This window comes from Gammaproteobacteria bacterium (genome assembly GCA_041395445.1).
Taxonomy (GTDB): Bacteria; Pseudomonadota; Gammaproteobacteria; order Xanthomonadales; family Marinicellaceae; genus NORP309.
Map to the genome: position 1 here is coordinate 425,726 of JAWLAO010000002.1, position 24,596 is coordinate 450,321.

Here is a 24,596-nt window from a genome sequence, read left to right on the forward strand (position 1 = left end):
GTGTCATTCATAATTAAAATTATGAAAAAAACCCAAAAACTCAGCTTTGCATGAAACAATAAGGAGCTAAAAAACGGAATATTGGAAAAAAAACATAATTTGAATTAAACTACAATATTCGCAAAATTAAAGACTGTTCAACCAATCTAAAACATGTTGAAAACCATTAATGACATCAATTTCAAGATTCCGGGCTTGCGTTTAATCAGCAAGATTGGAGAGGGAGGCATGTCTGTGGTGTATTTAGCAGAGCAAGTTTCTCTCAAAAGGGAAGTTGCCGTCAAAGTTATGAGATTGGAGGTTGCTGATAATGATTTAGATGTCCAAAGGTTCAAACATGAAGCCAAAATTATTGCGCATTTAGATCACCCCAATATTATCAATATTTACAATATTGGGCAAACATCAACCGGCGAAGTCTTTTTTACCATGCCCTATCTCAATCATGGAGACTTATCAACCTATTTGATTGAAGACGAAAAGCAGTTTATTGAACTTTTAAAATCAGTTTGTGATGGTTTGTCTTTCGCCCATGATCATGGTGTGGTTCATCGGGATATTAAACCTGAGAACTTGTTATTCGACAAGTTTGGCAGCATTCGCATTGCCGATTTTGGTATAGCTATCTCTCAAGATGGCGGAAGAATGACCAAAGAACACCAGATTGTTGGTTCTGCTCAATACATGAGCCCCGAGCAGGCAAGATCGTTAAAAGTAGATTTAAGAACAGATATCTACTCTTTGGGAATCGTTATTTACGAGAGATTGACTGGAAAAGTACCTTTTGATGGAGACGAGAGTATTTCAATTTTAGTCAACCATGTGAGTTCTCCACCTGAACCTTTGCCACCAAAAATGCGACACTGGCAAAAAGTCATTGATAAGTGTTTGGCAAAAGACCCCGGAGATCGTTTTCAGTCAATGGTAGAGCTCAAGATAGCTTTAGACCGAGTTCCAGTAAACTCCATTCAGAGAACGAATGACACGATAAAGGACTTTTGGAAAGACTTGAAAATTAGAAGAAACCGATGGTTTATTCCTGGCGTTTCGGCACTCGTGTTATTGTTGCTGGTTTTGATTTTTGTACTAAGCAAAAACACATCTCCAACCCCTGAAGAGCAAGAACCGCTGGACACAAATTTCAAAACAACCGAACAAAAACCGATTGAGCAAAAGCCCGTTGAAAGTAAGCAACCTGATACAAAAACAGATAATCTTCCTCCAACAAATATTGATACACCACAGGAAGACTCAACTGCTCAAGATATAATTCAAAACAGCAAGGGTAATGAAGAAAACTTAGCAAGTAGTACTGATGAAAACACCACTCCACTGCAAAATGAGGAAAATATAACTCCGATTGCAAACACTGAAGAAAAGCAAAACGAACTATCTTCATCTATTGAAGATAAAACAGCTGATGAAGATAGTCTCAGACAGACCGATTTTGATAATACCGACATATCTTCACCATTATCCGTCGATGAAATCAAACAACAAATTGCGCAGCAAGTACAAGACGAACAAAGTGAGGACATTAATGATTCACAATCATCAAGTGATTCTGGACAAGCCGTCAATATTGAAGCGCTACTGGAGTCTGCACGGAAAAATATCGAAAGTTATCAATTAACCAAGCCGGCTGATGATAATGCAATGGATCAACTGTTGACGATTTTATCTGTTGAACCAAGCCATCAGTCCGCTTTAGAAGAACTCCATGAAATAGGGAATCGTTATTTTCTGCTTATCAATGGAGCATTATTAAGAAATGAATTTAACAATGCTGTTACGCACTTGAAGTCTTTTAATGCGTTCAATGAAAAAACAGACTCAATTAACACCGATTATGATGTTGAAAAGCAGTCGCTTATCACTACTGCAAAAAAACTTGACTTATCATCAGATGATATTAATGCAGATCAGGTCAATAGTTTAATTGAGTTTCTCAGTATTATTGATTCAGAAAATAATTATTTGGCAACACTTGAAAAAGTGCTATTGTTCAAAAACCAACCCCAAGTAGGCGATAAACTATTAGACAGTAAACGAATAGAAACAATTCTGGTAAAAGATAATCTGGCAATTACCACGAAAGAGATTACGGTTCAGCAATATAAAGAGTTCGCAGAGGCCACTTCGAGAGAGGAGAGCAAATGTCGTCATAAAGGCGGGACGCTTGGAAGTTTTTTCAGTAATTATTCATGGAAGTCGCCGGCATTTGAACAAACTCCAAACGACCCGGTGGTTTGTGTTTCTTACGAAGATGCTCTTGCCTACTCTCAGTGGCTTGCAGAGCAAACAGGAAACAGATATCGTTTGCCTACTGAGCAAGAGTGGAGTTTTGTTGCCTTGAATAAACAAAATAAGTTTTCACCTTGTCAATCAGCAAACCTGGCAGGCTCTGAAGCAGCAGATGTTAGAAATAAAGAAAAGAATTACGACTGTAGTGATTCTTTTGTCTATACAGCACCGGTCGCCACATTTTCAAAAAACAGCCAGGGTGTTTATGATATGCAAGGCAATGTCAGCGAGTGGACACGCTGCAAAGAGGACTCCTGTCAATCACCGATAGCCATGGGAGGTTCATGGTATAACGGAGAACAAAGCAGCGACTCAACACTCTCTGATAAACTCAAAGATGAAACCGGTTACACCTATATCGGTATTCGCTTAGTCAGAGATTTATAATCTCAAACCTACGAAAATTAACACTTAAAAGGACCATCAATCGTTGGCAACAGGGGCAAATGTTCTTTTAGCCATAAATACTGCTCCGTTTTCTTTTCTTCTTCTGTCGTCACATAGTCCAAAAATCCGGGGTGCTGAAACCACTTGTGATAATGCACATGAACCAACTCATCAAACTTTGGATGTCCCGGACGATCTCGCATCATCGGACGAAAAGGAATCGGATAATTGTAAGTTTGGGGGAGGATTTCGACATGCTCTTTATACCTTTGAGCCGTAACAGCTAAAGCGACTTGATCCAGACACCTGAAGTCCGTGTTTTCACGCGAAGAATATCCATAAGGCCTTAAGTTAGAATTAAATAAAACTTGAAAGTCTTTTTTCCATTGTTGAAAAAAACCGGGTAGTTTATGAGCCCAAATAAACCCGGCATTATAATAAGGTTTAATAATATGCTGTCTTACAGTCGTTGTGGTATTAGCTGTTGGCGAAACAAGGTTAAATAAATCAAAAACTTCCTTCCAAAAAAAATCATTTTTATCACTTGCTCCCTCAGAACCAGGACCCTTATTATCAACAGGCCGGAGATAAAGTTTTGAGTCATTTGAAAAAAAAGTTGCGTGAATGGGATTTAAAAACAGCGTATCAGTATCCACAAAAATAATAGAATTATAATCAGAAAAATTTTTCTCCACATAATCACAAGCCAAAAGTTTGTTGGCAATCGGGTAATCTAAATATTTGGTATTAATATTCTCCTTAATATGTAAAACATTATTTTGAGAAAAAAATATTTCAGTGTCTTTTGATGGATAAAAATCTTTTCTAGGAGAAAAAGCGATTATATTTAAATCATTTGATATGAGTCTCTTTACAGAGCTAACAAATAATTTTGCTTGTTCTTCAAGTAATCCTTTTTCTACGCAAAAAACAAGACCGATATTTGATTTCAAAAAATAGTACCAAAATTAAAGTACATTCATTATATAATGTGCGACATCAATTAAACAACAAACTGGAATGACGCTCTCAATATCAAGTAGAGAAATTAAAGAAATTGTCGGCATAATAGATGATTCACAGCTGGAACAAATAAACTCGTTTGTTATTTTCGTTGGTCATGCACATAGCGGTCATAGTATCATTGGGGCTCTTCTGGATGCACACCCGGAAGTTGCGATTTCAAATGAAATGAATGTCCCAAAGTTAATATTAGACCATGATTTAAATGAAGAAACTCTGCAAAAACTGGTGTTGTCCCATACATTGAATCATTCATTATGGGTAAACACAGGCTACAAATATCATGTAGAAAATGCCTATCAAGGAAAAACAAGATTTCCTAAAGTTTTGGGTGATAAAAAAGGTGGTGGCAGCACAAGAATAATAAGAAATAACCCGTGGGTATTAGATAGACTCCATGAAATTTTTGCGGATAAATTAAAATTTATTAACGTTGTAAGAAACCCAAAGGACAATATAGCAGCCTTTGCTCACTACTGGGGAGATACAGAAGTCACACAAAAACATGTGGACAGATACTTAGAAAACCTTGAAACAACCACAGAAATAGAAAAAAGGTTTCCTAATCATTTTTTTAGATTGGAGCACTCCGATTTCATAGAAAATCCAGTTAATGAGTATATGAAAATATTACATTTTTTGGGACTTATTGCTGATATGAACCAAGTGACAAATTGGCTATCCTTGGTGAGAAAAAAAGAAAATAAAAGATCGGAAACTATTATATGGAGAAAGGATATAAATTTTAACGACTCTACAGAATTGTGATTAATAACTTTATTACATATTTTATTCATTTTGTGCTTTAAAGAGGATGAAAAAAATGAAACTCAAATCTAAGGATGTATACATATTCTCTCACATCCCTAAAACCGCAGGGACGACTTTAAGGATTCATTTTCAACAACACTTAGAAGACCAAGTTGAATTTATCCATTTAGCCAACAAAGGGAACAAATGGGCCATGGAAAAAGGCATGCTTGAATATTGTAATAGAACTCAATCTGAGCGAGAGAAGGCAAAGGTAATTCTTGGCCATCAAGTAAACTTTAAAACAAAATACCTTGTACCAACATTAAACCCTATTGAAATTGTAGCTTTTAGAGATCCAATAAGTTGGGAAAAATCACGATACAACCAATACGTCAACCGACGTGTAAATAATGGTCTAAGCCAGATTTCATTCAAACAATGGATTACAGAAAACGAAAAAACACATAGTCAATTTGAATGGTTCTTATCAAACTATCTAATGTTAAAAGCAAATATTCGCCAACTTAATGACACTTCAAAAGAAAACCTGCTAATGTATACTTTAAGTAATTTTAGTCATATATTGTTTCTGGAAAATATAGACGTTACAATGAATCGAATCTTTGCTAAGCTAAAAATACCATCAAACCCTGAAAGAAAAAATGTTGTGGGAGAGCATAAAAAAAACTTTTATCTTGATAACGAAGAAAACTATGCTTTGCTTATGAAGGTTACCCAGAAAGAAGTAAATTTATATAAAAAATTAAAAAAAGAATTCAACAAGTGACCGAAACAATTAGAATTAACGTGTATCAAGTTAAATGTTTGAATATTTGGAGAAAATAATGAAATTAATTAAATCAGTTTTTTTGTGTGGTGCATCTTTTTTTGCACTTAACGTAAATGCTCAATGTAGCAATACAAACTTGTCTGCGTGGTCAAACTTTCAAGATAACGGAGCTGTAAATGTAACAGCAGCTTCAGCAATGGGTGGCACAGCTTGTGGTATTGAAGTTGCAGTCAAACACTCTACAAAGAGCTTTGTTGCCGATCAGAATGCGACAAACGAACAGCGCTACAGAGCTGCTATGTGTGTCGATCCCAATGGTATCGTTCTACCATCAGCAGGTACTGATAGAAGACTTAAATTCCACGCTTCTCAATGTACTGTGGGAACATGTCCAAATACGGGTATGGTTCAGTTCAAATTGGAAAATGATGGATCGCAACATTCAATCAAGGGTTATGTCCGCGATGCAAACTCTGCCGCGACAAAGAGAAAGTTTGATGTGCCCTTGGCAGATGCTCCTAATAGAGTTGAATATGATTTTAACATGACTGCTGGTACATTTAAATTGTGGGTAGATGCAACTTCTGAGGCTGATACTCCTGTAATAGACTTTTCTGGCATAGATGTTGCTGCATGGAGTGGTGGAGTGAGTGAGGCTCGCTTGGGTAGTACAAATAATCCAGTAAATGTTACAGCAGATCAAGTTGTATACTTAGATGAATTCGAGTCTAGAAGACAAACATTCATAGGTGGTACTTGTAACTAAACTAGTTTGGCTTTATACAATAAAAAAACCGCTCAAAGAAGCGGTTTTTTTATGTTTGATTTAAAAAACACAAAGTTAGAAGTAAATTAGACATGAATTTATTAATAGTAACTGGTCTCCAAAAATCAGGCACATCTCTGTTAAACAGAATGTTGATGGAGCAAAGTTGTGTTAGTAACCCTTTTTTGCCGGAAGGAAAATTTTTTTGGGGTGATGATCCTCCATTCTCTCCAAAAGCTAGCCCGTGTGGAGAGCTTTATCAAAAACACTTGGGGAAGAGGGGTCACTATTTGGGTGAAAGTGATTTTAGAGCTTCGGATGAACGACTCTTAATGAGTAGAGTTGAACATGCAAAAATAAAAACACCTATTCTAATGAATAAAAACCCATATAACTCGGTAAGAATTAAATGGATTAAAAAAATCTTTCCGGATGCTAAAGTTGTATCAATGTTCAGGAACCCACATGCAAATGTTTTTTCGTTGTTAAAAAAATACATAGATCACGATAACAGAGGCTTAGGCCCTGAAAATGGCTGGTGGGGTGTGAAACCAAAAAACTGGCAAGAAATTTTGTCTGATAACAAAATTGAGCAGTTGGCAAAACAGTGGCAAAGTGTAAACCAACAAATTCTTAATGATATCAATGATGTTGACTTATTGATTGAATATTCAGATTTGTGTGCCAACCCCAATACATACTTACAAAAAATATTTTCTCTTTGGGAAGATAATTATATTTTCAAAGAAATGCCGGTTTGCCAAAACTTTGATAATGAGTATAAGACAGGAAGCCGTTTACTATCAAAAAACAGAGAGTATCAAAACAATAAAAACTTAAATTTGGCGGGAATACAGGAAAATAAAAAAGAACTGTCCCCATTTAACAAAGAAGAACTATTGACTATAGAAAAAGTTTGTCAAGATTTATGGAATGAACTTTTTAAACAAAAAAGCCATCACTTTTAATCACTCAAAATCTTCAAATTCCATTGCCCGGTAAACTCTACCAATATTCCGTTGAGAAAGATCAGTGAATGTATCCAGATGTTGGTATGCGGACATGTCAATTTTATAGGCGTCTTGTAACCCACCGTCATTTTCGAGAACTTTGGCGACTTCTTGTCTGAGATAGACCAGATAATCGTGTGTGTATTTGCGGACTTCGTTCATGTTTGTTGGAGTTCCATGTCCGGGGATAACGATTTCTGCACCTAGTTTTTCAAATTTGTTGTTCCACGTGTCAATCCAAGCTGCTGTATCCGTGTGGTCGGTAACAGGAAGCATTCTTTGATGAAAGGCCATATCACCGGAAATTACCAGTTTTTGCTGAGGCAACCAAACGACGATATCTCCCGGAGAGTGGGCTGGTCCAAGATTAAGAGCTTGTATAATAGTTCCTCCTAATACAATTTGATATTTATCATCGAAAACAATATCCGGCAAAGTTGGTTCTGTATATTGCCCCTTATCCTTTTGACGCTCTTTCATACTTAACACAGAGGATTTGCCGTATTTTTTCATAACTTCCGCGCCATCTCGTTGAGAAACGATTTTCGCGCCTTGTTGTTGCCAATAGTTTGAACCCAACATGGCATGACCTTGTGCATTTTCAAGAATGACATATTTGACAGGTAGTTTTGTGAGTTTTTTGATTTCTTGATGCAGAGCTTGTGCCAGAAGATAGTTTGCACCGGCATTCACAACCACAACACCTTCATCGGTAATTATGAAAGACAAATTGTTGTTATGCCCTGAATTCTCATAAGTTGGGGCTGCTGTCGCTCCAATTGCAGAATAAACATTGTCCGTCACTTTTTGTGGATATTTATAAAGGATAGAGTTCGGCGCAAGATAGGATTCCGGCGATTTTTGTTCGGGTTCAAGCCTGACATTAAACTCACAAGCAGTTAAAACAGCGACAATGGCGATATAAAATATTATTTTCTTCATGAGAATAGCATAGCACATTAAATATGAAATAATCTATTTTAAAAAACAGCAATCGGTTAAAATATCCCGAATCAAAAAAAACGGACATATATGTGGTTTAAAAACGCACGAATTTTTCAATTACCCTCAGATTTTTCAATTGATGCAGCTGAACTTTCCGGAGCCTTGGCTCATGATGCTCTCAAGCCTTGCGGACCACAGGATATGGCGTCTCAAGGTTGGATTTCACCATTTTCTTTGGAAAACAAAGAGTTATACTGTTTGCAAAGTGGAAGTGCCCAATTGTTTACTATGGCAATTGAAGAAAAAGTTCTGCCTGCAAAAGTAGTAAACCAACAACTTTCGGAAAAAGTGGGTCAAATCAAAGCCGAATCAGGAAATAAGCCGGGGCGAAAACAACAATCAGATATGAAGCAGGAAATCTTGTTTCAGTTATTGCCACAGGCCTTCACAGGAATTAACAAAATCAATGCATATATTGATAACAAACACCAATTGCTGATTGTTGATAGTGCCAGCCAAAAAGCTGCAGAGAATCTGGTTTCACAACTCCGTCAAACACTCGGTTCATTCAAAGCCACTGCTTTTGGTGAATCATCAGCAATGGCAACGGTCTTAACACGTTGGGTGAGCCAAGGTCATATTCAGTCGGGATTGGACTTTGGGACAAACTTAGTGTTGGAAACCTTGAATGAGTCTAAGAGTGTGATTCGTGCCAGAAATGTAGATTTTATCACTGATGAAATGCAAAAACATATTGATAACGGTTATTTGGTGACTCAGATGGGTTTGGTTTTTAATGATCGCATCGAATTCACTTTGACACATGATTTTGCAATCAAAAGCATTAAGTTCACCGATATTGTTCAGGATCAACTGGAATATGATTCCATCGAATCTGAAGAGCAATTACTGGACTCACGCTTTAGTTTGATGAGTTTGGAATTAGCTGAATTGTTTGCTGTCTTATTTGAAATTTTCCCCAAGAACTAACTATGCAAAGTTGGAAAAAAATATTTAAGGATTACATTCAAAAGCAAAAAAGTGCCGATTCAGCCCATGATGCCGATCACGTTCAAAGAGTAGTAGTGAATGCTGAAAAGTTTGCGAAACTGGAAAACGCTGATTTGGAAGTGGTGATACCTGCGGCTTGGTTGCATGATTGTGTCGCAGTCAGCAAAGACTCCTCATTACGAAACCAGGCATCAAAATTATCCGCAGAAAAAGCCGGGCAACTTCTCAAAGAGTGGAATTATCCTCTTGATAATATTGATGCGATAAAACATGCCATTGAGGCTCATAGTTATTCCGCAAATATTAAACCATTAACGCTGGAGGCAAAAATTGTTCAGGATGCCGATCGAATTGATTCCATCGGAGCTATCGGAGTTGCCCGCATGATGATGGTTGGCGGAAAAATGAATTGCAGGCTTTATCAATCTGATGATCCGTTTTGTAAAGAACGGGAACCACAAGACAGACAATGGACGGTTGATCATTTTTATTCCAAGTTATTGAAGCTCAACTCAGGTTTTCATACTCAAGCAGCGAAACAAGAAGCTCAAAGAAGACACGATTATATGATAAACTTTCTGCAACAATTGGAAACAGAGATTCATTGAAAGCGTTTATCTTACCAGTTTTATTGATTATTTTTAGCTGTAATGTTCAAGCATTGACAGCTGAACAGCAATTATTCAAAAAAACTTACTCAGCCGCTCTGAAGGGAGATGAAGCAGCAGTAGCAGTGGGTAAAAAGCAATTGCAAGGCTATCGTCTGTTGCATTATCTGGATTATGCATTGCTGAAATCAAAAATTGCAAAGTTCCCAGAACAAGAAATTGAGCAGTTCAAAAAAAACAACCCTGAAAGCCCATTGAACGAGAATCTTGAACGTATGCTGACTTACGAATACGGCAAACAAAAACAATGGCAAAAATATCTGTCCCGGTATAAAAACAACAAAGAATCACAAACCATGCATTGCTGGTATTTGCAGGGAAGAATAGAAACCAAAGTTCTGAAAGGACTTGAAAAAGCCATTGAAAACACATGGATGAATGGATTATCACTTCCTGACGACTGCAATCAGGTCTTTAAGTGGTGGGAAGCACAAGGCAACTTAACCGATGATTTGTTGGCAGAACGAATTAAGCTGACTTACTTGGTAAATAACTCTTCGACCACTCGTTATCTGGCATCAAAAATGAAAACCAAGCCGGAGTGGGTGAACCATGTGATTGAATTGATGCAAGACCCGATGAAAGGTTTAGAGTCTTCGCTATCCTGGAATGATGATGAAAATAATCGCGAAATAGTTTTCCACATGGCGAAAAGACAGGCTCAAAAACAACCGGATTCCATGTACAAATTGTGGAAAAAACTGAAAAGTCGCTTTAACTTTTCCGAATCACAAATCACGCAGGTCGAACGAACTAATGCTTTGTTTGCCGCAACCGATTACTTGCCTTTTACCATTCAGGCGATGGATGCTCTTCCGAGTTCCGCACATGATTCTCAAATCAACGCCTGGAAAGTCCGTTATTATCTTTTTCATCAGGATTGGAAAAACGTACTAAAAACCATTGAAGAAATGCCGGATTTCCAAAAGAATAAAGACAATTGGCAATATTGGCGTGGCAGAGCCTTGGCAAAGATCGGGGATAAAGATCAAGCTAAGTCTATTTTTACAAAGTTATCCGGAAAAACCAATTATTATGGTTTTCTGGCAGCTGATCACATGAAGCTTCCTTATGAAATCTGCACCGAAGACATCACTCCAACAATGATTGTGAAGATGCCGGAAAGTTTGGAAAATGCCTTTGAACTGTTTGAATTGGACATGATAGCAGAAGCCAGAAAAGAGTGGATGATAGGTTATCAAAAACTGAACAACGGTGAACGCAGAGCGTTGGCAGACTTGGCTTATCAAAAAGGCTGGTACAATAAAGTTTCCGCAATCATGGCAGGTTTGGGATTGTGGAAAAACTATAAACTGCGCTACCCTCTTGCTTACCAACACGAAATCAGCCAATTCACCAAGAAACATAAAATATTACCGCATTGGGTGATGTCTATTATCACACAGGAAAGTGCCTGGCAGACCGATGCAATTTCAAGTGCAGATGCTCGTGGTTTAATGCAACTCATTGATGCAACGGCAAAACGCCTGAGTCAAAAACTAGGGCTTAAATATCAAGGCAAGAGCCAGCTTCATGACGCCGACTTTAATTTACAGCTGGGGATTTTTTATCAAAGAATGTTGTTTGACAGATTCAACAATCACCCTTTATTGGTTTTGGCATCCTATAATGCTGGTGAAAGCAAAGCTGAAGATTGGCTCAATGGTTTTCCGACATCGCCCGATATTTGGGCTGAAACTATTCCTTATCAAGAAACCCGAGGATATATCACCAAGATTTTAACCAATATTGTTATTTATGACTGGTTGATTCATAAAACCCCGCAAAGAGTGTCATCATGGATGCCGACATTTCCGGTTGATGGCAACGCCAGCAAAAAGTGGCCGAATGACTTTGTTTCTGATCAGCAAGTTCAAGTCAGGTGTCAGCAATGAAAACTTATCTAGTTGGTGGTGCGGTTAGGGATAAACTGTTAGGACTGGAAATTAAAGACAAGGATTATGTGGTTGTGGGAGCAACACCAGAACAAATGGTAGCTCAAGGTTTTAAGCCTGTAGGCAAGGATTTTCCGGTTTTTCTTCATCCTCAAACAAATGATGAATACGCTTTGGCACGAACCGAACGAAAAACCGCCAAAGGCTATCACGGTTTTGTATTCAACACCGATCCTTCAGTCACTATCGAAGACGATTTACAACGCAGAGATTTAACTATCAATGCCATCGCCGAGGATTTACAAACAGGTGAAATTATTGACCCTTATTGCGGGCAAAAAGATATTGTAAACCGCAATCTCAGACATGTATCAGATGCCTTTGCCGAAGACCCGGTGAGAATTTTACGAACAGCTCGTTTTGCCGCTCGTTATTATCAATTTGATTTTAAAGTTCACGATACAACCATGCAACTGATGCAAAAAATGGTTGATAATGGCGAAGTGGATACACTTGTTGCAGAAAGAGTTTGGCAGGAGCTCAAGTCCACTTTAAATGAAAACAAGCCCTCGGAGTTTGTGCGGATATTAAGACAATGTGGAGCCTTGAAAATACTATTTCCCGAGATTGATTGTCTGTTTGGTGTTCCGCAAACGGAACAATGGCATCCCGAAATTGACACCGGAATTCATTGCATGATGGCAATGGACATTGCAGCCAAACTGAGCAATGACACGGCGTTTGCGGTATTCACTCATGATTTAGGCAAAGGAATTACACCCCAACACATCTTACCGTCGCACAGAGGACACGAACAAGCCGGTGTGCCTTTAGTGAAAAGTTTGTGTCAGCGTCTTCGTGTTCCCACACAATATCGCAAGTTAGCAGAAAATGTCTGTCGTTGGCATTTGCATTCACACACGGCCTTCAAGTTAAGATCAAAAACCATCGATAAGCTCTTCCAAAAAACCGGTGCTTATCAACAGCCAACTAATTTTGAGAAGTTTTTGCAGGCTTGCAAGGCAGATGCCCAAGGTCGTTTAGGGAAAGAAAACGAACCTTACCCGCAGGCTGATTATTTGCGAAAATGTCTGGAAACAGCGACAAAAGTTGATGTTCAGAGCCTGATTGATAAAGGGTTGAGTGGAGAAAAACTCGGACAGTCCATCACAAGGGAACGCATTAAACTGATTCAAAGAGTGAAATTAAGCTGGATTTTTTATTAAATCAGTTTGAATTGAGTTGATAAAACACCAAAAAGTCGTCTTTCCGATACGTTTCATGCGATTTTTTAAACTGAACTTTGTACAATAGACGCCCTAAAATAACAGACACTAAAGGGGAATTCTCAGTGAACGTAGAAAAATTATTGGAAACCGCAGCAGCAATGGTTGCTCCGGGAAAAGGCATTTTGGCAATTGATGAAAGCACAGGAACAATCAAAAAGAGACTGGATTCTGTCAACGTAGAAAACTCAGAAACAAATCGTCGTGACTATCGCGACATGTTGTTAACCACACCGGATTTAGGTGAGCATATTTCAGGTGCGATTTTATTTGACGAAACACTCAGACAAAAGGGCAAAAATGGCACAGCATTTGTTGAAATCATGAAAGATGCCGGAGTTATTCCCGGAATCAAGGTGGACAAAGGTGCTCACCCAATGGCTGGCTTTGAAGGTGAGTTGATTACTGAGGGTTTAGATGGATTGCGTGATCGTCTGAATGAATATGCTGAACTGGGAGCGAGATTTGCCAAGTGGCGTGCGGTTATCACGATTTCTGATGGAACGCCAAGCCAAGCCAACATTGATGCCAATTGTCATGCTTTGGCAAGATATGCAGCACTTTGTCAGGAAGCCGGAATCGTGCCAATGGTTGAGCCGGAAGTTCTTATGACAGGCGATCATGATATAGACACAGCTTATGATGTGACGGAATTAGTTTTGAAAACACTTTTCCATCATCTGTATGAACATGATGTTTTGCTAGAAGGAACAATCCTCAAATCATCGATGGTTGTACCGGGAGATAAATGTCCTGAACAAGCAGATGCAGAGGAAATTGCCGAAGCAACGGTAAGTTGTTTAATGAATTCTGTTCCTGCAAGTTTGGCAGGCGTGGTTTTCCTCTCAGGTGGTCAAAGCGAAGAAGAAGCCACGGTTCACTTGAATGAAATGAACAAACTCGGTCCATTGCCATGGCCTTTGAGCTTCTCATACGGAAGGGCCCTGCAAGCATCAGCTCTTAAAGTTTGGGGTTCGAATCCGGCAAAAAATGTCTCAGCTGCTCAGCAGGAACTGTCCCATCGTGCCCGAATGAATGGCTATGCTGCACTTGGAGAATATAACTCCAATATGGAAGCATCTTAGTTGAATCTAATATAAACCTTGTTTCCCCTCTTCGAGGGGATTCAGGAGTGGTAAATATTACTAATAGTGCAAAAATACTACTCTCAAGAATACTACTCTCAAGTTATTTTCAAGCTCCAAGAAGCAAACCTTCTGAGAAGTCCTGATTCAAAGAACTTGTTAAAGCTGGATTCAACAACGAAGTGCAACAAAATTTTTTTCGAAGTTGAAAAGTAAGATGTGATGTGTTGCACTTGCAGTTGAACTTCCCAAAAAGAGATTGCAAATGTCACACTATTCACATCTTACTGAAGCAGAAAGATATCAGATATCAGCTCTGCTGAAAACTAATTGTAGCAAAACTGAAATAGCAAACATCCTAAATCGTCATAAAAGCACTGTAATTCGTGAAATTAAACGCAATACCGGACTTCGAGGATACAGACCCAAACAAGCCAATGAATTTGCGGTTAAACGGAAATCTGATAATGCCAATAAAATAACCGACTTTTGCTGGGCTTATGTCACTTACTTGTTAAAGAAGAAATTCTCCCCCGAACAAATCAATGGTCGTTTAAAACTCGATGGTTGGGATGGTGTACCCAGCATCGAAAGAATCTATCAATTCATTTATGCTAACAAAGAGAACAAAGCCTCATTGCTTAAACACCTGAGATGCCAAAAACAAAGAAGAAAACGATACAACTCCGGTCAAACCAGACGTGGAAAGATAAGCAACCGCGTAGATATTGATAAACGTCCTATGGTTGCAAATAATCGTTCACGCCTTGGAGACTATGAAGGTGATACAATTATTGGCAGCAAGCACAGAGGAGCACTACTGACTCTTGTTGACAGAAAATCACTCGAAGTCAAAATCAAACCATTGAACCGAAAACTGGCAACCGATGTCAGTCAAGCCTGTATTGAAAAGCTAAAGGATGAAATCACACATACCCTGACTTTGGATAACGGTTTGGAATTCGCAAAACACGAAATGATTAGTGATACTATCGGAATAAACATCTATTTTGCCAAACCTTATCATTCCTGGGAGAGAGGCACGAATGAAAATACTAACGGTTTAATCAGACAGTATTTCCCTAAAAACAAGACTCTTGATCAGTTATCAGAAAACGAAGTTCAGGCTGTTTAAGACGCTTTGAACAACAGACCCAGAAAAAAATTAGGCTTTTTAACTCCCCTTGAAGTAAAATCTAGAAACTGGAGTGTTGCACTTCGTTGTTGAATCCAGCCTTTTTTATTGTTATGTTTTGCCGGAATTATTGTGCCAATGACGCAATTTATTCCTTGGGTTCTTGAGAACGGGCTTAATGTACCACTTCTTATACAAGAGCTTTTTTCCACAAGAATAGGAGCGTTTTTTGGGTTAGATGTTATTGTTTCGGCAATTGTATTGGTCGTGTTTGTTTTGTGTGAAGGGAAAAGGCTCAGTATTTCAAACTTGTGGATACCTGTTGCAGCTACGTTTTGTGTAGGAGTTTCTTTCGGATTGCCTTTGTTTCTTTGCATGAGGCAAAGTAAAATAGAAAGTTAGTTTAGGAAAAAATATAGTTTTTTTGGTTTTGACCTTGAGCTATCGTATCCTTTGAAAGTAGGATAACAACACTTACATAAAAGAGAGACAAGAGGTTTAATTGTTATGCCAACATCAATAGTTGTGGTCGATGATTTTTTGGATGATCCTTACACTTTTAGAAAAGCGGCTCTTGGGTTAACCTATCCGAATGCCGAAGGACCATATCCAGGAAGAAACTCAGTTGAGCGAATCAATCTTGAGGGCCTGGATAATGAGGTTTCCCGGTTGGTTGGTGAGCCATTAGTATCAATGGAACATAATCAAGCACATGGGAAATGCCGAATTGCATTGGAGTCCGATATTGGGGCGGCTAAAGTCCACGTTGATGGCTCACACTGGTCGGGGATTTTATATTTAAGTGAACCGGATGATTGTCGGGGAGGTACTGAGTTTTTTCGCCACAAAGCCACGAACACCGAACGAGCGCCATTTAGCGATCAGGAGTGTTTTGAAAAGTTTGGAGCGAACTCAGCTAAACAATGGGTTGCTGACTTATTGGAAAAAGACTCCAATGATGATTCAAAGTGGGAAATGACCATGAGAGTTCCGATGCGTTTCAATCGTTTAGTGCTTTTACGCCCTTGGTTTTGGCATACTGCTGGTGAGAGTTTTGGTAATAATAAAGAGAATGGCCGATTAGTGTATCTAATGTTTTTCCGTTCAGCTTAATAAAGTATTAGATTTGGACTTAGCAAGTATTTAGATAATTATTAATTAACAACATGCCAAGCTCTGGAGGAAGCTTCGTACAACGTCCCGTTTGAGCTACTAAATTATTAGATAAAACCCTTTCTTTTGATGTAATGTTAGTTGTAGTTGGAGTGGTTTGAAGTAAAATTTGAATAATTATTAATAACTAAATAATCGAGAATAAATTGAAACTAGCTATACTCTCTCGCGCTCCAAAAGCTTATAGCACCCGTCGTCTTAAAGAAGCAGCTCTGGATAGAGGAATCGATGTAAAGGTGCTTGATACACTAAAATTTTCTATCGACTTAAAACAAGGCTCACCGGATTTATATTTTCGTGGTAAACAACTCAGTCACTATGATGCTGTTTTACCTAGGATTGGAGCATCGGTAACTTATCATGGAACCGCTGTGGTCAGGCAGTTTCAACAGATGGATGTTTTTTGCGCAAACACAGCTCATGGAATTGCCAATTCAAGAGATAAACTTCGCAGTTTACAAATTTTAGCCCGCCATCATATTGGCATACCTGAAACAACTTTTGTTCGTGATAAAAAAGATGTCTTGCCGGCGATTCATCGTGTGGGTGGAGCTCCTGTTATTATTAAACTCATTGAGGGAACTCAGGGTATCGGTGTTTTATTGGCTGATACTGTCAATGCGGCTGAGTCCATCATTGAGCTGTTACAGAGTCAGAAACAAGATGTTTTGATTCAAAAGTTTGTCGCTGAAAGTCGTGGTAAAGATATTCGGGCTTTAGTCGTTGGAGATCGAGTTGTTGCTGCTATGCGTCGAGTCGCCCAAGGGCAAGAGTTCCGAAGCAATGTTCATCGAGGAGGAGTCGCTCAAGCCATTGACTTACCAAAAGAGTATGAAGATGTTGCTATTCGGGCAGCTCAAATTCTGGGTCTGAGAGTGGCCGGTGTTGATATGCTGGAAAGCTCTACCGGACCGCAAATTATGGAAGTAAACTCTTCCCCGGGTTTGGAAGGAATAGAAAGTTGCACACAACTTGATGTTGCTGGAGCGATTATTGATTACATTGCTGCTCAAATTGAGTTTCCTGAAATTGATATTCGCCAGCGACTAACTGTCAGTAAAGGTTATGGAGTGAATGAGCTTTATATTCCTGAAGGGTCTGAGTATGTTGGCAAGAAAATTGCTGATATAGATTTATCTGAAAAAGACCTCAATGTGCTAACTTTGTACAGAGGAAGTAAAGTCATTCCAAACCCCAAACCGGACAGAGTGATGGAACCGGGAGATAAACTTCTTTGCTTTGGTAAGCTAGAGTCCATGCGCGGAATGATTCCGGCGCGCACTCGGAAAAAACGCCGTCCAACAGTTCATGAACTACCGGACACTCCGGTTACGCACCATCAGGAGTCCACAAATCATGAGTAATATACTTGGATGGAGAGAATGGGTTTCACTTCCAGAACTGGGAATTAATAAAATTAAAGCGAAAGTTGATACCGGAGCAAGAACATCGGCATTGCATGCTTTTGATGTGAGGTTAGAAGAGAGAGACGGTAAAAAAATAGTTCGCTTCAAAATTCACCCTAAGCAACGGGATGTGGAGACTGTTGTGGAGTGCGAAGCGCCATTACACGATGAAAGAAAGGTTCGTGATTCAGGTGGTCACAGCGAAATGCGTTATGTTATCCAATCAACAATTACAATCGGAGGCGTAGCTCATAAAGCTGAGATTACCTTAACAAATCGTGACTCAATGGGATTCAGAATGTTACTTGGCAGAACCACGATGCGAGGGCATTATCTGGTTGATTCGGGACAATCTTACTTAATGAAAAAGAAAAAGCCAAAAAGTGACTGAGCAAATTCCAACATGGTATAAAGAAGCAAAACAAAAAGAAATTAGCTTTATAGTATTGGTTTATGGAAAAGCAGAAGGTTTTGTATTTTGTCCTGATAATTTAGAAAAACCTTTTCGAGTCGGCGGAGATTACGACGGTACCTGGCAAACAGATGCCAATGGTGCTTTAAATCACTATAACAATTATTTTAATAAAGCTTTCCTGGATAAAGTTGAGTGGTTCATACCTTATGTTAGAAAAGTGGCAAACAATCAGGACTTTTCTATTAGAGATTTAAATATTGATAAAAGAGGTCTGAAAATAATCAAAGGCAAATGGCCATGGTGACACTTCCGTAGTAATGATGAAAACAAAACTTTTTTTCATTGTAATTTTGCAAATAGCAACGAGCTCAGTTATTTGTGCTGATTCAGAGGTATTGAAAGAATACAAAACAATCGGGTTAAAAAGCAAAATTGATTTTGAAGTGTTTGAATATGCTTTGAATGGATTCAAATTAATTAAGAATAAAACTAATGATTCAATTTTGACGATTATAGATTACTCAAAACCATCCACTGAATATCGCTTATATATAATAGACTTAAATAATAAAAAGCTTATCTCAGAATCGTTAGTGGCTCATGGCAGAAACTCTGGTGAAAACAAAGCGATTGATTTTTCAAATGTGAAGAACTCAAAAAAAAGCAGCTTGGGTTTTTACAAGACAGCAGAAACATATACTGGTAAACATGGGTATTCATTGAAACTGGATGGGCTTGAAAAAAATATTAATGATAATGCCAGAGAAAGAGCGATAGTCATTCATGGAGCTTGGTATGTTAGTGAGGAGTTTATTGATAAACATGGAAGACTAGGTCGTAGTTGGGGCTGCCCGGCATTGCCTATAGATATGCATAAGAAAATAATTGATACCATAAAAAATGGCTCTTATTTGTATATCCATGGAGATGATAAAAACTATAAAAAAACCTCAAATTTCAACTTCTAAAAACCCATAAAAAAAGTACATCAACGAGAGAGCTTGGTGCTTTAAAGGTTCAGTTCCCTTTGAATAATTATCTTGAAAAGAGTTTTTAGCCTTTATTATTTATTATTAAATTTATTACTAACAAAACAATTGAATTAATAAATATATCATTTATACGATAGTTGAAGACAACACTATCAATTTAAAATATAGAATGATATAATAATATTATACTATTTTACAAATAACATGTTTGCTCCTAGAATGTGAGTCATCAGTTTGATATCTGTAATAAGTATTCTAGTTATCATAAATTTTAATCATATTCTGGAGAAAACCAATGTCTCAAAATAAATGTCCGGTCATGCACGGAGCAGCAACCGAATCAAAACAATCAAATATGGAATGGTGGCCTAATGCACTGAATCTCGATATCTTGCATCAACACGATACAAAAACAAACCCTATGGGTGAAGATTTCGATTATCAGGAAGAAGTCAAAAAACTGGATTTCAAAGCACTCAAACAAGATTTAATTGACTTGATGACTGACAGTCAGGACTGGTGGCCAGCGGATTGGGGACACTATGGCGGATTGATGATTCGTATGTCCTGGCACGCTGCAGGAAGTTATCGCGTGGCTGACGGACGCGGTGGTGCGGGAACGGGAAATCAAAGGTTTGCTCCATTAAACTCTTGGCCTGATAATGCAAATCTGGACAAGGCAAGACGCTTGCTGTGGCCGATCAAGAAAAAATACGGGAATAAATTAAGTTGGGCAGACTTGTTAGTTTATGCCGGAACAGTCGCCTATGAGTCAATGGGCTTGAAAACTTATGGCTTTGCGTTCGGACGTGAAGATATTTGGCACCCTGAAAAAGATATCTATTGGGGCTCAGAAAAAGAATGGTTAGCGCCATCGGGAGGAGAAGGTAGCCGATATTCCGGACAAAGAGATTTGGAGAACCCATTAGCAGCAGTAATGATGGGGCTGATTTATGTTAACCCTGAAGGAGTGGATGGGAATCCAGATCCATTAAAAACCGCAGCAGATGTCCGTGTCACTTTTGAAAGAATGGCAATGAATGATGAAGAAACGGTTGCCTTGACGGCCGGTGGCCATACTGTTGGAAAATCACATGGAAATGGTGATGCTGGTTTGTTAGGACCGGATCCTGAAGCAGCAGATATTGACGAACAAGGCTTAGGTTGGAATAACAAAACGAAACGAGGCATTGGACGCAACACTGTAACCAGTGGCATCGAAGGGGCATGGACCACGTATCCAACCCAATGGGATAACGGCTATTTTAAATTGTTGCTAGGTTATGACTGGGAGTTAACAAAAAGCCCTGCCGGAGCGTGGCAATGGGAGCCTGTCAATATCAAGGAAGAAGATAAGCCTGTTGATGTTGAAGACTCGTCAATTCGTTATAACCCTATCATGACAGATGCGGACATGGCGATGAAAATGGACCCTGAATATCGAAAAATATCCGAAAAATTTTATAACAATCCGGACTATTTTTCTGAGGTATTTGCAAAAGCATGGTTTAAATTAACACACAGAGACTTAGGTCCTAAATCACGTTACATTGGGCCGGAAGTTCCACAAGAAGATTTAATCTGGCAAGACTCTGTTCCTACAGGGAATACTAATTTTGATATTGAACTGGCAAAAAGCAAAATCGCTGATAGCGGGTTGAGTATCAGTGAAATGGTTAGTACAGCATGGGATAGTGTTCGTACTTTCAGAGGGTCTGATAATCGTGGTGGAGCCAATGGCGCAAGAATTCGTTTGACTCCTCAAAAAGATTGGGAAGGAAATGAACCCCAACGACTACAAAAGGTTTTAGCGGTTCTTGAAAGTATTGCTAGTGATGTAAGTGCCAGTGTTGCAGATATCATTGTTCTCGCAGGTTCCGTTGGCATTGAACAAGCTGCAAAAGCAGCAGATTTAGAAATTACGGTTCCTTTTCAGGCCGGGCGAGGAGATGCAACTCAGGAAATGACCGATGTTGATTCTTTTCAGTATTTGGAGCCCGTTCATGACGGATTCCGTAACTGGTTGAAAAAGAACTATGTTGTGAGTGCGGAAGAACTGTTGCTGGATAAAGCACAGTTGCTGGGATTAACAGCAAAAGAAATGACAGTCTTAATAGGAGGGATGCGTGTTCTGGGAACCAATCATGGCGGAACAAAACACGGAGTATTTACAAATCAGCAAGGTGTTTTATCCAATGATTTCTTTGTAAATCTGACAGATATGAGCTATACATGGAATCCTGTTTCTGACAATCTTTATGAAATTCGCGACCGAAAATCAGGTGAAACTGTTTGGACAGCAACTCGAGTCGACTTGGTTTTTGGTTCGAATTCAATTCTTAGAGCTTATGCCGAAGTTTACGCACAAGATGATAACAAGGAAAAATTTGTTAAAGACTTTGTATCGGCTTGGACAAAAGTGATGAATGCCGACAGATTTGATTTGAAATAATATTATTTTTTGGCTCCCGGCACAAATTTATCCCTCTCTCCTCCTCCTTTTCAGTGTCGGGAGTATCAAAAAGCCGAAATACTCAATTTTCGAAAAATTAATTATAAAACCTGATTGTGCGTTTTTTAGAAACAGTATGTTTAAAAACACCCTGTTTATTTTTATTATACGAACAAATAAACTGTGTCAACTACAAAATTAAAGGAACTTTAACATGAAAATCACAGCAATTATCGGAAGTTTGAGACAGAACTCTATTCATAGAGGGATTTTTGAAAGTTATAAAGAGTTAGCGAAGCAGTTCTTCACCTTGGAAGAAGGTGTTATTAGGAATATTCCACTTTATAATGAAGACGATGGAGGTAATGATATTGTTCATCAACTGGCTGAACAAATATATCATTCTGACGGTGTTATATTTTTTTCACCAGAATATAATTATTCCGTTCCGGGAGTATTAAAGAACGCGATAGATTGGCTGTCAAGAGCAACACCACAGCCATTTTCAGGCAAATCGGCAAGTATAATTGGTGCCAGCCCGGGGCAAATTGGTACTGCCAGAATGCAATATCATCTACGACAAATCGGTGTTTACCTTAATCTTCACTTTCTGAACAAACCCGAAGTCATGATATCAGGCTCGAATGATAAAATAAAAAATGGTATCATTAATGACGAATCAACATTGTCTTTTTTGAAACACCATGCAGAGGAATTTCATAAGTTTACTCTGGGGATTGGAAAAACCTAAGGAAACAGTGAATAAACAATCATTGGTAGAAATTATTGACAGTTTGTTGCACAAAAATTAAACTCAAATAAAAAAGTCAATCTATGGATTTTAAAATTAACCTAGAGCTTCAGCAGAAGCTGGACACAATCAATGAATTTTTGCATGAAGAAGTTTATCCTCTGGAAAAACTATTTCTATACCACAAATGGGATGAGCTCCTTCCATCACTCGAACAATGTCGGGAAAAAGTCAAAACTCTGGGTTTATGGGCTCCAAATTTGCCAAAAGACACCGGTGGCAGTTACAGCGGGTTGCTAGATCTGGCTTTGATTGGCGAAGTCTTGGGACAATCTCCTCTGGGTCATTATATCTTTGGATGCCAGGCACCTGATGCTGGCAATGCGGAGTTGTTACACTTATTCGGAACAAAGAAGCAAAAAGAACAATGGTTGCTGCCTTTGGTAAAAGGTGAGATTCGTAGTTGTTTTGCCATGACTGAACCACACACAGCAGGATCGAACCCTACTCTGCTTGATAGTACGGCTGAATTAAAAAACAGACAATGGCATATTAACGGACGCAAGTGGTTTACAACTTCAGCCGAAGGCTCATCCTTTGCTATTGCGATGGTTGTTACTGACGAGAATGCAGAAAAACACAAACGAGCCAGTATGATTATTGTGCCGACTGAGACCGAAGGATTTAACATTATTCGCAATATTTCCGTGATGGGAGAAGAAGGAAAAGGTTATTTCAGTCACGCGGAAGTTGAGTTTGATAATTGTATCGTGCCACAAGAAAACCTGATTGGTCAAAGAGGCAGTGGATTTGCCTTGGCGCAAGAAAGGCTGGGTCCCGGACGCATTCAGCATTGTATGCGTTGGTTGGGAATCGGCGAGCGTTGCATCAATATCAGTAAACAATTCATGAAAAAAAGAAAAATCAGCTCTACTCAGGTTTTAGCACAACAACCTTTGATGCAGGCACAAATTGCTGAGTCTCTGGCTGAATTAGCATCAGCTCGACTGATGGTATTACAAACAGCTTGGAGCATTGAGCAAAATGGTTTTGAGCAATCAAAAAATATGATTTCGCTGATTAAGTTTCACACAGCGAACGTCGTGCAACGAGTCATTGATAGAAGTTTGCAATCGTTGGGAGCATTGGGAATGACTGATGATACTGTTGTTTCATTCTTTTACAGAGAAGAACGAGCCGCACGAATTTACGATGGTGCTGATGAAGTTCATAAAATTGTTGCTGCCAGAGAGTTTTTAAAAAACTAATGTCCTCATCACACTCAAAAGATTATGCTCAGGCTGTTCGTGAAGAAGATCGCTTGGACATTGCATCACTTAAAAAATATCTCAGCGAGAACTTCGTTGGAATAAATGATTTAAAGGAACTGAATGTCAAACAATTTTCAGCAGGTGCATCCAATTTAACCTATCAATTACAATGGAATGATCAAAAAGTCATTCTTCGTACAGCCCCTCATGGTGCAAATATCAAATCCGCTCATAATATGTCACGAGAATATCATGTTTTAAAAGCACTTGAACCTTATTTTGAATATTCTCCCAAAGCATTACTTTATTGTGATGATAAAGAAATTATCGGAAAGCCATTTTATATCATGGAAAAAATAGATGGAGTTATTGCAGGTAAAGAGTTTCCGATGAAACTGAATTCGGATCAAGCCGATGATTTGTGCAAACAGTTGTTGGATATCCAAGTAAAACTGCATGAAATTGATATTGCTGAAACAGGTCTGTGTAAACTAGGAAAACCCCAAGGTTATATCCAGAGACAAGTAGAAGGATGGAATGGCAGATATGAAAATGCATTGCTTAATGATTCATTGCCAGCAATAGAATTACGAAGTTGGTTGTTGAAAAATCAACCAAATGACACTTCCGGTAGTATGATTCATAATGACTATAAGTTTGATAATGTCGTCATCTCTCCATACGAACCCTATCAAATTATTGGTGTGTTGGATTGGGAGTTGGCAACAGTAGGTTCTCCGCTCATGGATTTGGGATGCTCTCTGGCTTATTGGGTTGAAAAAAATGATGCTAAAGAAATGCAAATGATACGAAGAATGCCAACAAGTTTGGATGGGATGTGGAGCAGAAATCAGATAGTTGAATATTATTGCAGTAAAAGAAATATCAGCTCAGAAGGTTTTGATTATTTTTATATATTCGGATTATTTCGTTTAGCCGTAATTGCCCAACAAATCTATAAACGATATGCAACAGGAAAAACAACGAACCCGGTTTTTGCCAACTTTGGTGAGTTGGTTAAAATTCTTCTAAGGCAGGCTGAAAAACAAATATAAAAAAACCCTCAACAATGTGAGGG

General features: G+C 38.6%; 23 protein-coding genes. 21 read left to right on the top strand and 2 right to left on the bottom strand.

Going from position 1 to position 24,596, the window contains the following annotated elements; all coding sequences use genetic code 11:
• The first annotated feature begins 153 nt into the window (after positions 1 to 153).
• Entirely contained in the window at positions 154 to 2,691 is a 2,538-nt protein-coding gene (locus R3F25_05260) for a bifunctional serine/threonine-protein kinase/formylglycine-generating enzyme family protein (GenBank protein ID MEZ5496222.1), read from the top strand.
• Between the two features lie 17 nt (positions 2,692 to 2,708).
• Here the strand turns inward: R3F25_05260 and R3F25_05265 are convergent, their stop codons facing one another.
• A complete protein-coding gene (locus R3F25_05265) occupies positions 2,709 to 3,644 on the bottom strand; it encodes a hypothetical protein (protein ID MEZ5496223.1) in 936 nt (311 codons plus the stop codon).
• 67 nt (positions 3,645 to 3,711) lie between these two features.
• Here R3F25_05265 and R3F25_05270 point away from each other — a divergent pair, with 67 nt between their 5' ends.
• The 4 genes from R3F25_05270 (at position 3,712) to R3F25_05285 (ending at position 6,991) form a co-directional block, all read left to right on the top strand.
• On the top strand, positions 3,712 to 4,482 hold the full coding sequence (locus R3F25_05270) for a sulfotransferase (protein ID MEZ5496224.1): 771 nt from the start codon (positions 3,712 to 3,714) through the stop codon (positions 4,480 to 4,482).
• A gap of 55 nt (positions 4,483 to 4,537) precedes the next feature.
• The gene (locus R3F25_05275) at positions 4,538 to 5,254 is read left to right on the top strand and encodes a hypothetical protein (protein ID MEZ5496225.1); all 717 of its coding nucleotides are present in this window, start codon (positions 4,538 to 4,540) and stop codon (positions 5,252 to 5,254) included.
• Between the two features lie 139 nt (positions 5,255 to 5,393).
• The gene (locus R3F25_05280; protein MEZ5496226.1) at positions 5,394 to 6,023 is read left to right on the top strand and encodes a hypothetical protein; all 630 of its coding nucleotides are present in this window, start codon (positions 5,394 to 5,396) and stop codon (positions 6,021 to 6,023) included.
• A gap of 92 nt (positions 6,024 to 6,115) precedes the next feature.
• Positions 6,116 to 6,991 (top strand): sulfotransferase, encoded by an 876-nt coding sequence (locus tag R3F25_05285; GenBank protein ID MEZ5496227.1) that lies wholly within the window; start codon positions 6,116 to 6,118, stop codon positions 6,989 to 6,991.
• Here the strand turns inward: R3F25_05285 and R3F25_05290 are convergent, their stop codons facing one another.
• A complete protein-coding gene (locus R3F25_05290; GenBank protein MEZ5496228.1) occupies positions 6,992 to 7,975 on the bottom strand; it encodes an MBL fold metallo-hydrolase in 984 nt (327 codons plus the stop codon).
• A 90-nt stretch (positions 7,976 to 8,065) separates the two neighbouring features.
• On the opposite strand from R3F25_05290, the gene R3F25_05295 reads away from it, so the two are divergent.
• The 16 genes from R3F25_05295 (at position 8,066) to R3F25_05370 (ending at position 24,573) form a co-directional block, all read left to right on the top strand.
• Positions 8,066 to 8,968 (top strand): recombination-associated protein RdgC, encoded by a 903-nt coding sequence (locus tag R3F25_05295; GenBank protein ID MEZ5496229.1) that lies wholly within the window; start codon positions 8,066 to 8,068, stop codon positions 8,966 to 8,968.
• A 2-nt stretch (positions 8,969 to 8,970) separates the two neighbouring features.
• A complete protein-coding gene (locus R3F25_05300; GenBank protein ID MEZ5496230.1) occupies positions 8,971 to 9,597 on the top strand; it encodes an HD domain-containing protein in 627 nt (208 codons plus the stop codon).
• Complete coding sequence (locus R3F25_05305) at positions 9,594 to 11,552, top strand: transglycosylase SLT domain-containing protein (protein ID MEZ5496231.1); 1,959 nt, start codon at positions 9,594 to 9,596, stop codon at positions 11,550 to 11,552. The genes R3F25_05300 and R3F25_05305 overlap by 4 nt, the downstream gene beginning before the upstream one ends.
• On the top strand, positions 11,549 to 12,778 hold the full coding sequence (locus R3F25_05310) for a multifunctional CCA addition/repair protein (protein MEZ5496232.1): 1,230 nt from the start codon (positions 11,549 to 11,551) through the stop codon (positions 12,776 to 12,778). The genes R3F25_05305 and R3F25_05310 overlap by 4 nt, the downstream gene beginning before the upstream one ends.
• 125 nt (positions 12,779 to 12,903) lie before the next feature.
• Entirely contained in the window at positions 12,904 to 13,923 is a 1,020-nt protein-coding gene (locus R3F25_05315; protein MEZ5496233.1) for a class I fructose-bisphosphate aldolase, read from the top strand.
• Positions 13,924 to 14,188: 265 nt separating this feature from the next.
• Positions 14,189 to 15,058: an IS30 family transposase gene (locus R3F25_05320; GenBank protein MEZ5496234.1), complete on the top strand. Its 870-nt coding sequence runs from the start codon at positions 14,189 to 14,191 to the stop codon at positions 15,056 to 15,058.
• Positions 15,059 to 15,196: 138 nt separating this feature from the next.
• Positions 15,197 to 15,460, top strand: coding sequence for a DUF2834 domain-containing protein (locus R3F25_05325; GenBank protein MEZ5496235.1), 264 nt, complete (start codon positions 15,197 to 15,199; stop codon positions 15,458 to 15,460).
• Positions 15,461 to 15,565: 105 nt separating this feature from the next.
• Positions 15,566 to 16,171, top strand: a complete 606-nt coding sequence (locus tag R3F25_05330; GenBank protein MEZ5496236.1) for a DUF6445 family protein — start codon at positions 15,566 to 15,568, stop codon at positions 16,169 to 16,171.
• 206 nt (positions 16,172 to 16,377) lie between these two features.
• Complete coding sequence (locus R3F25_05335; protein ID MEZ5496237.1) at positions 16,378 to 17,595, top strand: RimK family alpha-L-glutamate ligase; 1,218 nt, start codon at positions 16,378 to 16,380, stop codon at positions 17,593 to 17,595.
• The gene (locus R3F25_05340) at positions 17,588 to 18,028 is read left to right on the top strand and encodes an ATP-dependent zinc protease (GenBank protein MEZ5496238.1); all 441 of its coding nucleotides are present in this window, start codon (positions 17,588 to 17,590) and stop codon (positions 18,026 to 18,028) included. Before R3F25_05335 ends, R3F25_05340 begins: the two co-directional genes overlap by 8 nt.
• Complete coding sequence (locus R3F25_05345) at positions 18,021 to 18,356, top strand: hypothetical protein (protein ID MEZ5496239.1); 336 nt, start codon at positions 18,021 to 18,023, stop codon at positions 18,354 to 18,356. Before R3F25_05340 ends, R3F25_05345 begins: the two co-directional genes overlap by 8 nt.
• 13 nt (positions 18,357 to 18,369) lie before the next feature.
• Positions 18,370 to 19,020, top strand: a complete 651-nt coding sequence (locus R3F25_05350) for a murein L,D-transpeptidase catalytic domain family protein (protein MEZ5496240.1) — start codon at positions 18,370 to 18,372, stop codon at positions 19,018 to 19,020.
• 319 nt (positions 19,021 to 19,339) lie between these two features.
• The gene (gene katG, locus R3F25_05355) at positions 19,340 to 21,496 is read left to right on the top strand and encodes a catalase/peroxidase HPI (GenBank protein ID MEZ5496241.1); all 2,157 of its coding nucleotides are present in this window, start codon (positions 19,340 to 19,342) and stop codon (positions 21,494 to 21,496) included.
• Between the two features lie 214 nt (positions 21,497 to 21,710).
• Positions 21,711 to 22,247: an NADPH-dependent FMN reductase gene (locus tag R3F25_05360; protein ID MEZ5496242.1), complete on the top strand. Its 537-nt coding sequence runs from the start codon at positions 21,711 to 21,713 to the stop codon at positions 22,245 to 22,247.
• Positions 22,248 to 22,330: 83 nt separating this feature from the next.
• Positions 22,331 to 23,515, top strand: a complete 1,185-nt coding sequence (locus tag R3F25_05365; GenBank protein ID MEZ5496243.1) for an acyl-CoA dehydrogenase family protein — start codon at positions 22,331 to 22,333, stop codon at positions 23,513 to 23,515.
• On the top strand, positions 23,515 to 24,573 hold the full coding sequence (locus R3F25_05370) for a phosphotransferase family protein (protein MEZ5496244.1): 1,059 nt from the start codon (positions 23,515 to 23,517) through the stop codon (positions 24,571 to 24,573). Before R3F25_05365 ends, R3F25_05370 begins: the two co-directional genes overlap by 1 nt.
• Positions 24,574 to 24,596 lie beyond the last annotated feature (23 nt).

Coding starts and splice junctions, on each gene's coding strand:
- R3F25_05260 (MEZ5496222.1), top strand. CDS start 154: ATGTTGAAAACCATTAATGACATCAATTTCAAGATTCCGGGCTTGCGT.
- R3F25_05270 (MEZ5496224.1), top strand. CDS start 3,712: ATGACGCTCTCAATATCAAGTAGAGAAATTAAAGAAATTGTCGGCATA.
- R3F25_05275 (MEZ5496225.1), top strand. CDS start 4,538: ATGAAACTCAAATCTAAGGATGTATACATATTCTCTCACATCCCTAAA.
- R3F25_05285 (MEZ5496227.1), top strand. CDS start 6,116: ATGAATTTATTAATAGTAACTGGTCTCCAAAAATCAGGCACATCTCTG.
- R3F25_05290 (MEZ5496228.1), bottom strand. CDS start 7,975: ATGAAGAAAATAATATTTTATATCGCCATTGTCGCTGTTTTAACTGCT.
- R3F25_05295 (MEZ5496229.1), top strand. CDS start 8,066: ATGTGGTTTAAAAACGCACGAATTTTTCAATTACCCTCAGATTTTTCA.
- R3F25_05300 (MEZ5496230.1), top strand. CDS start 8,971: ATGCAAAGTTGGAAAAAAATATTTAAGGATTACATTCAAAAGCAAAAA.
- R3F25_05310 (MEZ5496232.1), top strand. CDS start 11,549: ATGAAAACTTATCTAGTTGGTGGTGCGGTTAGGGATAAACTGTTAGGA.
- R3F25_05320 (MEZ5496234.1), top strand. CDS start 14,189: ATGTCACACTATTCACATCTTACTGAAGCAGAAAGATATCAGATATCA.
- R3F25_05325 (MEZ5496235.1), top strand. CDS start 15,197: ATGACGCAATTTATTCCTTGGGTTCTTGAGAACGGGCTTAATGTACCA.
- R3F25_05330 (MEZ5496236.1), top strand. CDS start 15,566: ATGCCAACATCAATAGTTGTGGTCGATGATTTTTTGGATGATCCTTAC.
- R3F25_05340 (MEZ5496238.1), top strand. CDS start 17,588: ATGAGTAATATACTTGGATGGAGAGAATGGGTTTCACTTCCAGAACTG.
- R3F25_05350 (MEZ5496240.1), top strand. CDS start 18,370: ATGATGAAAACAAAACTTTTTTTCATTGTAATTTTGCAAATAGCAACG.
- katG (MEZ5496241.1), top strand. CDS start 19,340: ATGTCTCAAAATAAATGTCCGGTCATGCACGGAGCAGCAACCGAATCA.
- R3F25_05360 (MEZ5496242.1), top strand. CDS start 21,711: ATGAAAATCACAGCAATTATCGGAAGTTTGAGACAGAACTCTATTCAT.
- R3F25_05365 (MEZ5496243.1), top strand. CDS start 22,331: ATGGATTTTAAAATTAACCTAGAGCTTCAGCAGAAGCTGGACACAATC.
- R3F25_05370 (MEZ5496244.1), top strand. CDS start 23,515: ATGTCCTCATCACACTCAAAAGATTATGCTCAGGCTGTTCGTGAAGAA.